Here is a 13,553-nt window from a genome sequence, read left to right as displayed (position 1 = left end):
TCGCGCCTCCCTCGGACCGCCGCTCGGCGGCCCACCCGCACCACCTCACTCACGAGAAAGAGACACAGCATGCGCAAAATCGCGCTGGCGACCATGGCGGTCGCCGCAGCAACGACGCTGATCCTGAGCGGCTGCTCGAACTCCGCCCGCACCGACGCCGGTTCCGGCGACGCCGCCTCCGGCTTCGAGCAGGGCTCGATCGTCGGCGTCGCCCTGCCTGCCAAGACCAGTGAGAACTGGGTCCTGGCCGGCGACCTCTTCAACGAGGACCTCGAGGCGGCGGGCTTCGAGCCCGACGTGCAGTACGCAGCGGCCAGCGGCACCGTGGCGAACCAGCAGGAGCAGATCCAGTCGATGGTCACCAAGGGTGCGAAGGTCATCGTCATCGGCGCGGCCGACGGCGGTCAGCTCGGCACGCAGGTCAAGGCGGCGCACGACGCCGGCGCGATCGTGATCGCCTACGACCGTCTGATCCTCAACACCGAAGACGTCGACTACTACGTCGCGTACGACAACTTCAAGGTCGGCGAGCTCCAGGGCCAGGCCCTGCTCGACGGCATGGCCGCCAAGAAGGCCGAGGGCCCGTACAACATCGAGCTGTTCTCCGGCTCGTCCGACGACGCCAACTCGGCCGTGTTCTTCGACGGCGCCATGAGCGTGCTGCAGCCGGCCATCGACGACGGCACCGTCGTCGTCGGCTCGGGTCAGACCGAGATCAAGCAGACCGCGACCGACGGCTGGAAGGCCGAGAACGCCCAGCGCCGCATGGACTCGCTGCTGACCAGCACCTACACCGACACCGAGCTCGACGGCGTGCTGAGCCCGAACGACACCCTCGCCCGCGCCATCATCACCTCGGTGAAGCAGGCCGGCAAGGACGTCCCCGTCGTCACCGGTCAGGACTCCGAGGTCGAGTCCGTCAAGTCGATCATGGCCGGCGAGCAGTACTCGACGATCAACAAGGACACCCGCAACCTGGTCAAGCAGGCCGTCGCCATGGTCACCTCGGTCTCCGAGGGCGACACCGCCGAGACGAACGACGACGAGTCGTACGACAACGGCTCGAAGGTCGTCCCCGCGTACCTCCTGCCCCCGCAGATCGTCACCAAGGACAACGCCGCCGAGGCCTACGCCAACGACCCCACGCTGGGCCCGTTGACCAAGTAGTCGCAGCACCGCACCACCGCACCACCGCACCACCGCACCACCGCACCACCCGAGAGCCGATCGTCCGTCAGGGCGGTCGGCTCTCGCCGTACCCGGACTCGCTATCGTGATCGGATGCACGAGGAGGCGCGGGTCGGCACGGTCACGAGCGTGACGGTCGAGCTGCTGCTCGCGTCGCCCCGCTCCCGCTACGTCGGGCGACCGTCCGACGGACCCGAGCCGGCGACCGGGGTCGAGACGCACGACCGGCTCGAGCTGCGGGCCGGCCTCGGCGTGGTCGGCGACCGCTACTTCGCGAGACCCGCCCATCGGGCGGCGTCGGTGACCGTGTTCGCGGCGGAGTCCCTCGAGACCGTCGCGCGCCTCCTCGGCTCCGGGCCCTTGGACGCCGCGGCGACACGGCGGAACATCGTGCTGCGCGGCGTCGACGTCGATGCGCTGACCGGTCTCACGTTCTCGCTCGACTCGGGGGATGGGCCGGTGCTGCTGCGGGCGAACCGCCCCGCCAACCCCTGCGCATGGATGGACGTCGTGCTGGCGCCGGGGGCGTTCCGGGCCCTGCGCGGTCGGGGCGGCATCCGCTGCGAGCCTCTGACGAGCGGGGCGCTGCGTCTCGGGCCGGCGACGCTCGCCGTGCTGGGGGAAGGCGACGGGGCGGTCAGTGCCACCAGGCCGGGATCATCGACGTGATGGTGTCGAGCAGCGTCCGGCGGCTCGTGCGGCGGCCGCCGAGCCACGCCTCGATGGCGCCGACGAGGGCGTGCGCGAAGAAGCCCGAGGCGATGTGCGGCGCGATGCCGTCGGGCGCCGTGCCCGCGGGCAGTGCCTCGATGTGGGCGAGCGACGTCGTGGCGAAGTGCTCGGCGAGGGTCTGGTGGATCGACGCGTCGAGCCGGTCGGGCAGTGCGAGACGGTACACGTCGCGGTAGCGCACGACGTGGTCGACGACCCTCTCGACGGCGAGCCTCGTCACGGCCTCGGGGTCGGCGCCCGGCCGCGCGCGCAGCTCGGCGTCGTCGCGGCGGATGGCGTCGAGCTCGGGGGTCAGCACGGAGGCGAGAAGACTGCCCGGCGAGGTGGCGTGGCTGTAGAAGGTGGCCCGGTTGATGCCTGCGGCCCGGGTCACGTCGGCGACGGTGATGCCCGAGACGGGCTGGTTCGACGCGAGCTCGACGATCGCCGTGTGCAGCGATCGGGTCGTCTGGACGATTCGGGCGTCGACCATGGGGGCCTCCTGTGGCGCGGTGCGGGGCCCGGCCGCGCCGGACTGACCCGAGCCTAGACCTTGGCGTCCTCCCGGCGGACCCGGTGGCGGGCGCCGTGGCGGCACCGCTCGCGCATCGTCCCGCCCCGGGGTCGTCGCGGTACGCTTGTGAGCGACGGCGTCCGTGGATCGGCATCGACCGTCACCCTCCCGTGATCTCCCGCCCCTGCCGTCGCGCGGTGCGCTCGAAACGATTCGATGCACCGTGGCGCGGCCGGGCACCGGGCTCGCCCGCCCCTCCTCGTCCTCATGTTTCGGAGCCCCGTGACCACCGTCGTCCACCCCGGTGACTCGCTCACCCGCCGTCAGCGCCTCGTCTACGTCATCGTGCTCGGCGCGCTGACCGCCCTCGGTCCGTTCACGATCGACCTGTACCTGCCGGCCTTCCCGCAGCTGCGCGAGGAGTTCGCGGTCGACAGCGGCGTGATCCAGCTGACCCTCACGGCGACCACCATCGGCTTCGGAGTCGGTCAGCTGCTGGTCGGCCCGTGGAGCGACAAGGTCGGTCGCCGCCTGCCCCTGATCGTCGCGACGGCCGTGCACATCCTCGCGAGCATCGGGGTCGCCGCGGCCCCGTCGATCGAGCTGCTCGGGCTGTTCCGCGTGCTGCAGGGCATGGGGGCCGCGGCCGGCGGGGTCGTGGCGATGGCCACCGTCCGCGACCTGTTCGGCGGACTGCCGCTCATCAGGATGCTGTCGCGTCTCGCGCTGGTCAACGGGCTCGCCCCGATCGTCGCCCCCGTGCTCGGATCGCAGCTGCTGCGGTTCACCAGCTGGCGCGGCATCTTCGTGTTCCTCGTGGCGTACGGCGCGTTCGTCATCATCGCCGCGATCTTCCTCATCGTCGAGACGCTGCCGCCGGCCCGCCGGCTCGAGGCCGGGCACACGACGCTGGGGCAGCGGTACAAGGCGCTGTTCAGCGATCGCATCTTCGTGGGGGTGGCCCTGATCGGGGCGATGACGTTCTCGGGGCTGTTCTCGTATCTGTCGGCCTCGTCGTTCCTCTTCCAGAACGTCTACGGGCTCGACCCGCAGCAGTACGGCTATCTCTTCGCGGTCAACTCGCTCGGCATCGTCGCCGGGGTGCAGATCAGCTCGCGGCTCGCCCGCCGCGTCGGGCCGCAGTGGATCCTCGCCTGCTCGACGATCGTGCTGCTGGTGTCGGCCACCGCCATCGTCGTGCTCGACTCGGCGGGGGCCGGGCTCGTCGGGATCCTCGTGCCGCTCTGGTTCTTCATCGCGGCCTGCGGGTTCTCGTTCCCGCAGGTCCAGGTGCTCGGTCTGGCCAACCACGGCAAGGAGGCGGGCACGGCGGCGTCGCTGCTCGGCGCCTTGAACTTCGGCCTGGCCGGTCTCATCTCGCCGGTGGTCGGGTTCCTCGGGATCGGCTCGGCGGTGCCGATGGGCAGCGTGATGATCGCGACGTCGTGCGTCGCCATCGCGAGCCTCTGGCTGCTGGTGCGGCCGCGGACGGTGCCGGCGCTCGGCCACTGACCCCCGCGGTGCGGGTGCCTCCTCGGCCACCGACCCCCGCGGTGCGGGTACCTTCTGGGGATGCGCACCGACCCCCTGGCCCCGAGACCCGCGTCACCGTCCGAAGAACGTGTGGCCCGGCGCGTCCAGCGACGCTGGTGGGTCTTCAGCGCGTTGGGCGCCATCGGCGTCGTGCTGCTGCTCGGAGTCGTCATCACGGCTCGCTCGGGCGCCATCGCGATCGACGAGGAGTTCATGGGCGAGCTCGTCGAGCACCGCCACCCGTTCTGGGACGTCCCCTCGCTCGTCTTCAACGTGATCGGCGCCGGGGTGATCGGCGTCTTCGTCGTGCCCCTGGGCGTCATGGCCGTGCTGCTGCTGCGTCGACGCCCCTGGGCGGCCGTCTACTGGATCGCGGCGTGCGCGCTCAGCGCCGGCGTCGTGCAGATCGTCAAGCACGCCTTCGGTCGGGCGCGGCCGGCCGAGATCATGGTCGTCAGCGACTACGGCTCGTTCCCCTCGGGGCACACCGCGAACGCCGCGACGCTCGCCGTCGTGCTCGGCGTGGTCCTCCGCCGCGTGTGGGTCTGGGTGGCCGGCGTGCTGTACACGATCGCGATGCTGCTGAGCCGCACGTACCTCGGCGCGCACTGGCTGACCGACACCATCGGCGGGCTGCTGATCGGGGCGGGGGTGGCAGTCGTCCTCTGGGCGCCCGTCGCGCACCGGCTGCTCGACGAGCAGGAGCGCGTGCGGGGGCTGGGCTGGGTCTGGCAGCACCGCGCCTGAGCCCGTTCCGGGCGGGTCCGGCCGAGGCGGGCGTGCAGGTGCGACCGCAGTGGACGCACTCGCCCGGACTCCGCGCCTCCGCGTGCCTAGGCTGACGCCATGACGGACGCACTCGAGCAGGCCAGGGCGGAGGCCGCCGCCGCGGTCGCCGCCGCCGAGAAGGCGAAGCAGGACGCGGAGGCGGCGCTCGCGCGGGCGGAACGGCTGGCGGCCGACGCCGAGGCCCGGGCGGCCGAGGAGGCGCGGGTCGAGCCGCCTGCGGACGCGACGGCCGACGGGACGGCCCCGACGACGGCCTCGACCGGGCCCCTGTCCCCGTCGGCGGTCGACGCCGTCCGTGCCGGGTACGCCTTCGACGGCCCCGCGCTCGAGCTCGGCGCCCTGGTGAACGGCGACGCCCTGCCCGACGTGCCCGTGCGCATCCCGCTCGGCATGCTCGCCCGGCACGGACTCGTCGCCGGGGCGACCGGCACCGGCAAGACGAAGACGCTGCAGGTGATGGCCGAGCAGCTCTCGGCCGCGGGCGTGCCGGTCTTCGCCGCCGACGTCAAGGGCGACCTCTCGGGGATCGCGACCCCGGGCGAGCCCTCCGAGAAGCTCTCGGCGCGCACCCGGGGCATCGGTCAGGACTGGTCGCCCGAGGGCACGCCGACCGAGTACTTCGCGCTCGGCGGCATCGGCACGGGCGTCCCCGTCCGTGCCACGGTCAGCGGGTTCGGCTCGCTGCTGCTCGGCAAGGTGCTCGGCCTCAACGACACGCAGGAGTCCAGCCTCGGGCTCGTCTTCCACTACGCCGACCAGGAGGGGCTGCCGCTGCTCGACCTCGCCGATCTGCGGGCGGTGCTCACCTGGTTGACCAGCGACGAGGGCGAGGGAGAGCTCGAGGGCCTCGGCGGTCTGAGCAAGCAGACCGTCGGGGTCATCCTCCGCGAGCTGATCACGTTCGCCGACCGCGGGGCCGACGCGTTCTTCGGCGAGCCCGAGATCGACACGGCGGAGTTCCTGCGGACGACCGCCGACGGCCGAGGCGTGGTGAGCCTGCTCGAGCTGCCCGGGGTGCACGACCGGCCGGCCCTGTTCTCGACCTTCCTGATGTGGCTGCTGGCCGACCTCTACAACGACCTGCCCGAGGTCGGCGACCTCGACGTGCCCAAGCTCGTCTTCTTCTTCGACGAGGCCCACCTGCTCTTCGCCGACGCGTCGAAGGACTTCACGGCGCAGATCGTCCAGACCGTCCGGCTGATCCGGTCGAAGGGCGTCGGCATCGTCTTCGTCACCCAGACCCCGAAGGACGTCCCCGCCGACGTGCTCGCCCAGCTCGGCTCGCGGGTGCAGCACCAGCTGCGCGCGTTCACGCCCGACGACGCGAAGGCCCTCCGCGCCACGGTCTCGACCTACCCGACGAGCGAGTACGACCTCGCCGAGGTGCTGACGACCCTGGCCACCGGGGAGGCGGTGGTCACCGTGATGAACGAGCGCGGGGCACCCAGCCCGGTCGCCTGGACCCGCCTCCGGGCGCCGCGCGGATCGATGTCGCCCACACCGGCCGACACGATGCGGGCGTCGGTGGCGGCCTCGCCGCTGCAGCCGGTCTACGGCGCCGGGATCGACCGCGACTCGGCCCGCGAGATGCTGGCCCGCCGGCTCGAGGCCGCCGCGCTCGACGCCCGCGAACGCACCGACGCCGCGGCTCGTCAGACGACGATCGACGCCCAGCTGAAGGAGGCCGCCGCGCGCGAGCGCTCCGACGCGAAGGCCGCGGCCTCCGCCGAACGGGAGCGGAAGGCGGCCCAGGCCGAGTACGAACGTCAGCAGAAGGAGTTCGAGCGGGCCGAGCGCGCGGCGGCCGGGCGACGGGCGGGGCGCGGATCGGCGACCCGCACCTCCTCGGGGACCCGGTCGTCGTCGCGGGAGGGCGGCGGGGGAGTGCTCGGCGACGTGCTGGGATCGAGCGCCGGGAGGGCCATCGTGCGCGAGGTCGTCAAGGGGATATTCGGCACCCTGCGCCGCCGCTGAGCACAGGTGGCGCGGCGGTGCGTCAGGCGAGAGTGCCGTAGACGAGCACGAGCGCACCCGAGGCCAGCGCGAAGAGGCCGACGATCACCGGCACGGTGAGCCCGGGGCGGCCCTCGTACCAGTAGCGGGCGTGCGGGTACCGCCGGAAGAACTGGCGGAGCGACATCGGCTTGTCGATGAGGGTGGAGGCGACGTCGAGCGCGTCGCGCACGGCGACGATCGCCTCGTCGGGCCAGTAGTGGCCGCGCATGCGGAACAGCCGGACCCCGACGGCGTCGAAGGCCACCAGCTGCAGCACCGTGTCGGTGCTGTTGGGGAGGTAGGTGCTGACCACCACGACCTCGGAGACCCGATCGCGGCGGACCCGCACCGAGCCGGGGAGCCATCCGCGCTTGACGAAGTGCTCGGCGTCGAGGGCGGCGAACGACAGGCGGTAGCGCCGGTAGGCGGCGAGACCGAGGGCGATCACGACGACGCCGAGAGCCACGACCACCGGCCAGAGACCGGACGGCCAGGTGAGCCAGAGGAGGGCGGCCCCGACGGGGACGATCGCCGCGAGGCCCGTGAGCGTGGCGCTGACGGCCACCGAGCGTCGAGGCTCGACGAACAGGGCGTAGTCGTCTCTCGCGACGATCGGCATCAACTCACCCCTCGGTCGACGACGCCGTTCCGTGCGACCGCGAGGGCCTCACAGCGACTTCTGCCCGCCCCCAAGCGGGCGTCGTCGGAATCTCGATCATAGAGGGAGATGCCCGGCCGTACCGACCGATCCGTGCGGATCCGAGCCGATCACCGCCGATCGGCAGGAGGCGGTCAGCGGTCGCGCAGCTTCTCCAGCTCGCGTCGCTCGCGTTTCGTCGGTCGACCGGCGCCGCGATCGCGCACGGCGACCGTGGCGACCTCCTCGCGAGGGGGCGGCGGGGGAGTCAGATCGTCGAGCGCCAGGGCCGCGACCGGCGCGCCGACCCGCTTCACGAGGCACTGGCGCACGACGAGGATGCGCTCGAACCCGCCGAGACGCACTCGCACCTCGTCGCCCGGTCGCACCGTCTGGGCGGCCTTGACGCGTTCGCCGCCCACCCGGACGTGACCGGCGCGGCAGGCCGCCGTCGCCGCGGATCGCGTCTTGACGATGCGGACGGCCCACAGCCACGCGTCGACGCGGCACGAGGCGAGGGAGTCCATGCGTCGATGCTACGTCGGCGCGGGCGTGCGGGCGTGCGGGCGCCCCGGGCGACGGCTCGCGGGCGTCGCAGCCGCCCCGTCGTCACGGAGTCGGGCGCGCATCCGGTAGAGTGATCGAGGTCGCGCGCCGGTATCCGCCGCGCCTCCTGGAGGATTCGCCTAGTGGCCTATGGCGCACGCTTGGAAAGCGTGTTGGGTGCAAGCCCTCAGGGGTTCGAATCCCCTATCCTCCGCCGCACGACCACGAGAGCCCCCGGCATCCGTCTCAGGATGCCGGGGGTTCTCGTCGTCGCCCCGACGAGGAGGCGCGCTACGGTTGTCGCACGAGCGTCACCGATCCGGGGGGAACACCATGACCGACGAGCAGCCGCAGCCGTACCAGCCGAAGCCCTACGAGCCGCAGCCCGACCAGCCGCCGGCCTATCAGGCCCCTCAGCCCGGTGAGCACGAGTCGGCGATGCAGGGTCCGCCGCCGCTCTGGGCCCCCTACTACGACGCCCCGCTCACCGCGGCCGTGTCGCGGTTCTTCCGCAAGTTCTTCGACTACTCGGGTCGGGCCAGTCGCAGCGAGTACTGGTGGTTCGCGCTCGTCCAGGGTGTCGTGTCGTTCGTCCTCATCATGATCACCGGTCTCGTCGCCTCGATCGGCAGCACGGTCGACGCCTCGGGCCAGGCGGTCTCCGACCCGCCGCTGGCGATCTTCGTCCCGCTCGTCATCCTCAACTTCGTGCTGTGGCTGGTGCTGCTCGTCGGCACGCTCTCGCTGACCGCACGGCGGCTGCACGACGTCGGGCTCAGCGGCTTCTTCCAGTTCCTGTACCTCGTGCCGTTCGGCTCGATCGCCGTCTTCGTCATGACGCTGCTCGCGCCGAAGCCCGAGGGTGCCCGGTTCGACAAGCCCCGCGACTGATGCCGCGCCGGAGGCCCTCCGTCGCCCTCGCAGCTCAGGAGGCGCGGGTCAGCTGAGCGCGCGGGTCATGTAGCGCAGATCGAGCCAGCGGCCGAACTTCGTGCCCACCTCGCGCAGCACGCCGGCGTCGACGAAGCCGAGTGAGCGGTGCAGCCCGACCGACGCCTCGTTCTCGGCCTCGATCAGGGCGACCATGACGTGCAGGTCGTCTGCGGTCGCCTCGATGATGAGCGTCTCGAGCAGGCTGCGCCCGATGCCCGACCCCTGATGGCCCGGGCGGACGTACACGCTGTTCTCGCAGGTGTGCCGGTAGCCCTCCTTCGCGTGGAACGGGCCGTAGCTGCCGTAGCCCACGACGAGGTCGCCGTCGACGGCGACGAGCGCGGCGCGGCCCGCCTCGGAGTGGTTCGTCAGCCACTCGCGTCGCCCCTCGAGGGTCGGGGGCTCGTCCGTCCAGATGGCGGTCGAGTTCGCCACGGCGTCCGCGTGGATCTCGAGCACGCCGGGCAGGTCGGATTCGGTCGCAGGTCGTATCTCCATGGCGAGAGCCTAGGGGTGCGGCCGGCGGGCGTTCACCCCCGTTCACCGCGGCCTCCGAGCCGACCGCCCTAGTGTGGTCGTCGTGTCGACTCGCATCTACATCACGTCCGCAGAAGGCCACACCGGCAAGTCCACCATCGCGCTGGGGGTGCTCGACACCCTCAGTCACGAGCTGGGTCGCGTGGGGGTGTTCCGACCGGTCGCGCGGTCGACGGCCGAGCGCGACTACGTGCTCGAACTGCTGCTCGCGCACGACGGGGTCGACCTCGACTACGACGAGTGCGTCGGCGTCACCTACGACGACGTGCACGCCGACCCCGATGCCGCGCTCGCGACCATCGTCAGCCGGTTCGCCGCCGTCGAGCGCCAGTGCGATGCCGTCGTCGTGATCGGCTCCGACTACACCGACGTCGGCAGCCCGACCGAGCTGTCGTTCAACGCCCGGGTGGCCGCGAACCTCGGTGCGCCGGTGCTGCTCGTGCTCGGCGGGCGCAGCTCCGACGGGGGCACCGCTCGCAACGGCGCCGAGATGCGTCAGGTCGCGGAGGTCACGACGGCCGAGCTGCGCAGCGAGCACGCGAGTCTGCTCGGGGTCGTGGCGAACCGCGTCGGGCCCGATCGCCTCGACGAGGTCGTGGCGGGCGTGGGCGAGGCCCTTGCGGGTACGCCGTCCGCCGACGTGCCCGTCTGGGCCCTGCCGGAGGACCGCCTCCTCGTGGCCCCGACCGTCCGCGCCGTCCTCGCCGCGACGGGCGCGACGATGATCCGCGGCGACGAGGCCCTTCTCGACCGTGAGGCGGTCGGCGTCGTCGTGGCCGCCATGTCGATGGAGAACGTGCTGCCGCGGCTCACCGAGGGCGCCATCGTCGTCGTGCCCGGCGACCGGTCCGACGTGCTCGTCGCGACGGTGCTCGCCCACGCCTCCGAGACGTTCCCCTCGCTCGCCGGCATCGTGCTGAACGGCGGATTCGAGATGGCCCCGCAGGTCGACCGGCTCATCGCCGGTCTCGACAGCCCCCTCCCCATCGCCCACAACGACATGGGCACCTACGACACCGCGCTCGCGATCACGCAGACCCGAGGCCGGCTCGCGGCCGACTCGTCGGGCAAGTACGACCTCGCGCTCGCCCTCTTCGAGAAGCACGTCGACGGGGCGCAGCTGCTGCGCCTCCTGCAGGTCAGCCCCTCGGGCGTGGTCACGCCGCTGATGTTCGAGTACCAGCTGCTCGAGCGGGCGCGCGGCGCCGCGAAGCACATCGTCATGCCCGAGGGCGACGACGACCGCATCCTCCGCGCCGCGTCGACGCTGCTGCAGCGGGGTGTGGCGCGGATCACGCTGCTCGGCGACGAGACGGCCATCAGGGCGCGCGGTGCCGAGCTGGGGCTCGACCTCGCCGACGCCCGGGTGCTCGATCCCTTCGACCCGAGCCTGCAGGTGCGCTTCGCCGCCGAGTACGCCAAGCTGCGCGCCCACAAGGGCATCTCCGCCTCGATGGCGATGGACACCGTCACCGACGTCTCGTACTTCGGCACGATGATGGTCAAGCTCGGACTCGCCGACGGGATGGTCTCGGGCGCGAAGCACACCACGGCTCACACGATCCGACCCGCGTTCGAGGTCATCAAGACCCTGCCCGACGTGGGCGTCGTCTCGAGCGTGTTCCTCATGGCGCTCGCCGACCGGGTGCTGGTCTACGGCGACTGCGCCGTCATCCCCGACCCCACGGCGGAGCAGCTGGCCGACATCGCCATCTCGTCGGCGCAGACCGCCGAGCAGTTCGGCATCGAACCGCGGGTCGCGATGCTCAGCTACAGCACCGGCGACAGCGGCTCCGGCGCCGACGTCGAGAAGGTGCGGGCGGCCACGGCGCTCGTGCGCGAACGCCGACCCGACCTGCTGGTCGAGGGGCCCATCCAGTACGACGCGGCCGCCGATCCGACCGTCGCGGCGGCGAAGATGCCCGACTCCGAGGTGGCGGGCCGCGCGACGGTGTTCATCTTCCCCGACCTGAACACCGGCAACAACACCTACAAGGCGGTGCAGCGCAGCGCCGGGGCCGTCGCCATCGGGCCGATCCTGCAGGGCCTCCGCAAGCCGATCAACGACCTCTCCCGCGGCGCGCTGGTCGGCGACATCGTCAACACCGTCGCCATCACGGCCATCCAGGCCGGGACGCAGAGCGCCCAGGCCGCAGCCCCCACCCCCGCATCCACCCCCGAAGGGAACCCCTCGTGAGCGCAGTCCTCGTCGTCAACTCCGGTTCGTCGTCGTTCAAGTACCAGCTGATCGAGCTCGACGGCGAGCGGACCCTCGCGAGCGGTCTCGTCGAGCGGATCGGCGACAGCGTCGGGTCGACGAGGCACCGCAACGAGGTCACGGGCGACGAGACGCGCAACGACTCGCAGCCGATCGCCGACCACGCCGCGGGCTTCGCCGCGATGCTCAGCGCGTTCGAGGCCGACGGGCCGTCGTTCGACGAGTACCCGCCGGTGGTCGTCGGGCACCGCGTCGTCCACGGCGGCGAGGAGTTCGACCGGGCGACCATCGTGACCGACGACGTCGAGAAGGCGATCGATCGGCTCTCCACCCTCGCGCCCCTCCACAACCCCGCCAACCTGCAGGGCATCCGGGCGGCGAAGAAGGCCTTCGCCGACGTACCGCACGTCGCCATCTTCGACACCGCGTTCCACCAGACGCTGGCCCCCGCGGCGTACACCTACGCCATCGACGCCGACCTGGCCAAGCGACACCACGTGCGCCGGTTCGGGTTCCACGGCACGTCGCACAAGTACGTCAGCGAGAAGACGGCCGAGTTCCTCGGGCGGCCCCTCGCCGAGCTGAAGACCATCGTGCTGCACCTCGGCAACGGGGCGTCGGCGGCCGCCATCGACGGCGGGCGCTCGATCGACACGAGCATGGGCATGACCCCGCTCGAGGGTCTCGTGATGGGCACGCGTTCGGGCGACATCGACCCCGCCGCCGTCTTCCACCTGCACCGCGAGGCCGGCCTCGACGTCGCCGAGCTCGACACGCTGCTCAACAAGAGGTCCGGGCTGCTGGGTCTCACCGGCAGCGGCGACATGCGCGACGTGCAAGACAGCGCCTCTCGCGGCGACGCCGTGGCCGAGGCCGCGCTCGCCGTGTACCGCCACCGCCTGCGGCACTACATCGGCGCGTACGTCGCCCAGCTGGGCGGGCTCGACGCGGTGGTCTTCACCGCCGGAGTGGGCGAGAACAACGCTCTGCTGCGCCGACGCACCCTGGCGGGGCTCGAGTTCTTCGGCATCCACGTCGACGACGACCGCAACGAGCTGGCGTCCCGCGAGGCGCGCCTCATCTCGCCCGACGGGTCGGCCGTGAAGGTGCTCGTCGTGCCGACGAACGAGGAGCTCGAGATCGCACGGCAGTCCGCGGCGCTCGTCTGAACCATCTGAGACGCGAGAGGGCCCCGGGAGCGCGAGCTGCGCCTCCGGGGCCCTTCGTGGTCTCCCCGACGACCGAGGAGGCGCGGGTCAGTACTTGATGGTCGCCAGAGCGTCCGAGACGGTCGCGTCACCCGAGACGACCTCGAACTGGGTCTTCACGGCCGTGCCCTCGATCAGCGCCGTGGCGATGATCTCCGCCACGTCGGCACGGGGGATGGTGCCGCGGTCGACGGTGGTGCCCACGGTGACGAGACCGGTGCCGGCGTCGTCGGTGAGACCGCCGGGGCGGACGATCGTCCAGTCGAGGTCGCGACCGCGGAGGTCCGCGTCGGCCTCGCTCTTGGCGCGCATGTACACCTGGTACACGTCGTCGTCGTTCTCGGCGGGCAGTTCGGCGCGGGCCGGGTCGAAGTCGTCGGTGCCGATGGCCGAGACCATGACGTAGCGACCGACTCCGGCCTTCTCGGCGGCGTCGGCCAGCAGCACGGCGCCGTCGCGATCGATGGTGAGCTTGCGCTCGGCACCGCTGCCGCCCCCGCCACCGGCGGCGAACACGACGGCGTCGGCCCCGTCGAGGTGGCCGGCGAGCGTGTCGACGTCGGTCTTCTCCAGATCGAGCACGAGCGCACGGGCGCCGGCTGTCTCGAGGTCGGCGGTGTGGTCTGCGTTGCGGACGATGCCCACGGGGTCGTGCCCGGCGTCGGCGAGTCGGCGTTCGAGGAGCAGGGCAATCTTGCCGTGTCCTCCGGCGATGACGATTCTCATGCCACCAGGCAACACCCC

At 72.0% G+C, this 13,553-nt stretch carries 13 protein-coding genes and 1 tRNA gene; 9 read left to right on the top strand and 5 right to left on the bottom strand.

Features of this window, described 5'->3' with window-relative positions:
• Positions 1-69 precede the first annotated feature (69 nt).
• Together IFT51_RS02340 and IFT51_RS02335 are read left to right on the top strand one after the other, a co-directional pair.
• Complete coding sequence (locus tag IFT51_RS02340; protein WP_192058728.1) at positions 70-1,167, top strand: sugar-binding protein; 1,098 nt, start codon at positions 70-72, stop codon at positions 1,165-1,167.
• A gap of 114 nt (positions 1,168-1,281) precedes the next feature.
• Positions 1,282-1,857: an MOSC domain-containing protein gene (locus tag IFT51_RS02335; RefSeq protein WP_192058725.1), complete on the top strand. Its 576-nt coding sequence runs from the start codon at positions 1,282-1,284 to the stop codon at positions 1,855-1,857.
• Here the strand turns inward: IFT51_RS02335 and IFT51_RS02330 are convergent.
• Positions 1,826-2,392, bottom strand: a complete 567-nt coding sequence (locus IFT51_RS02330) for a TetR/AcrR family transcriptional regulator (protein ID WP_192058723.1) — start codon at positions 2,390-2,392, stop codon at positions 1,826-1,828. The genes IFT51_RS02335 and IFT51_RS02330 overlap by 32 nt on opposite strands.
• 288 nt (positions 2,393-2,680) lie before the next feature.
• Here IFT51_RS02330 and IFT51_RS02325 point away from each other — a divergent pair, with 288 nt between their 5' ends.
• From IFT51_RS02325 to IFT51_RS02315, 3 genes are all read left to right on the top strand, one after another.
• Entirely contained in the window at positions 2,681-3,925 is a 1,245-nt protein-coding gene (locus IFT51_RS02325; protein ID WP_192058721.1) for a multidrug effflux MFS transporter, read from the top strand.
• A gap of 60 nt (positions 3,926-3,985) precedes the next feature.
• On the top strand, positions 3,986-4,693 hold the full coding sequence (locus IFT51_RS02320; RefSeq protein ID WP_192058719.1) for a phosphatase PAP2 family protein: 708 nt from the start codon (positions 3,986-3,988) through the stop codon (positions 4,691-4,693).
• Positions 4,694-4,792: 99 nt separating this feature from the next.
• Positions 4,793-6,709, top strand: coding sequence for a helicase HerA-like domain-containing protein (locus IFT51_RS02315; protein ID WP_192058717.1), 1,917 nt, complete (start codon positions 4,793-4,795; stop codon positions 6,707-6,709).
• Between the two features lie 22 nt (positions 6,710-6,731).
• Here the strand turns inward: IFT51_RS02315 and IFT51_RS02310 are convergent, their stop codons facing one another.
• Together IFT51_RS02310 and IFT51_RS02305 are read right to left on the bottom strand one after the other, a co-directional pair.
• Positions 6,732-7,349 (bottom strand): hypothetical protein, encoded by a 618-nt coding sequence (locus IFT51_RS02310; RefSeq protein ID WP_192058715.1) that lies wholly within the window; start codon positions 7,347-7,349, stop codon positions 6,732-6,734.
• Positions 7,350-7,522: 173 nt separating this feature from the next.
• Positions 7,523-7,894: an RNA-binding S4 domain-containing protein gene (locus IFT51_RS02305; RefSeq protein WP_192058713.1), complete on the bottom strand. Its 372-nt coding sequence runs from the start codon at positions 7,892-7,894 to the stop codon at positions 7,523-7,525.
• Positions 7,895-8,042: 148 nt separating this feature from the next.
• On the opposite strand from IFT51_RS02305, the gene IFT51_RS02300 reads away from it, so the two are divergent.
• Both IFT51_RS02300 and IFT51_RS02295 read left to right on the top strand, forming a co-directional pair.
• Positions 8,043-8,127, top strand: a tRNA-Ser gene (locus IFT51_RS02300).
• 119 nt (positions 8,128-8,246) lie between these two features.
• Positions 8,247-8,804, top strand: a complete 558-nt coding sequence (locus tag IFT51_RS02295) for a DUF805 domain-containing protein (protein ID WP_244636775.1) — start codon at positions 8,247-8,249, stop codon at positions 8,802-8,804.
• Between the two features lie 48 nt (positions 8,805-8,852).
• Here IFT51_RS02295 and IFT51_RS02290 read toward each other — a convergent pair whose 3' ends face one another.
• Positions 8,853-9,344 (bottom strand): GNAT family N-acetyltransferase, encoded by a 492-nt coding sequence (locus tag IFT51_RS02290; RefSeq protein WP_192058711.1) that lies wholly within the window; start codon positions 9,342-9,344, stop codon positions 8,853-8,855.
• Between the two features lie 82 nt (positions 9,345-9,426).
• Between IFT51_RS02290 and pta the strand changes: the two genes are divergently transcribed.
• Entirely contained in the window at positions 9,427-11,580 is a 2,154-nt protein-coding gene (gene pta / locus IFT51_RS02285; protein ID WP_192058709.1) for a phosphate acetyltransferase, read from the top strand.
• A complete protein-coding gene (locus IFT51_RS02280) occupies positions 11,577-12,770 on the top strand; it encodes an acetate/propionate family kinase (RefSeq protein WP_192058707.1) in 1,194 nt (397 codons plus the stop codon). The genes pta and IFT51_RS02280 overlap by 4 nt, the downstream gene beginning before the upstream one ends.
• A gap of 87 nt (positions 12,771-12,857) precedes the next feature.
• Here the strand turns inward: IFT51_RS02280 and IFT51_RS02275 are convergent, their stop codons facing one another.
• Complete coding sequence (locus IFT51_RS02275; protein ID WP_192058705.1) at positions 12,858-13,535, bottom strand: SDR family oxidoreductase; 678 nt, start codon at positions 13,533-13,535, stop codon at positions 12,858-12,860.
• Positions 13,536-13,553: the final 18 nt, after the last annotated feature.

Source organism: Frigoribacterium sp. CFBP 13712, assembly GCF_014842255.1.
In the GTDB taxonomy this organism is placed as follows: Bacteria; Actinomycetota; Actinomycetes; order Actinomycetales; family Microbacteriaceae; genus Frigoribacterium.
The sequence above is the reverse complement of the archived record's forward strand: the minus strand, read 5'-3'. Positions and strand labels throughout refer to the sequence as shown.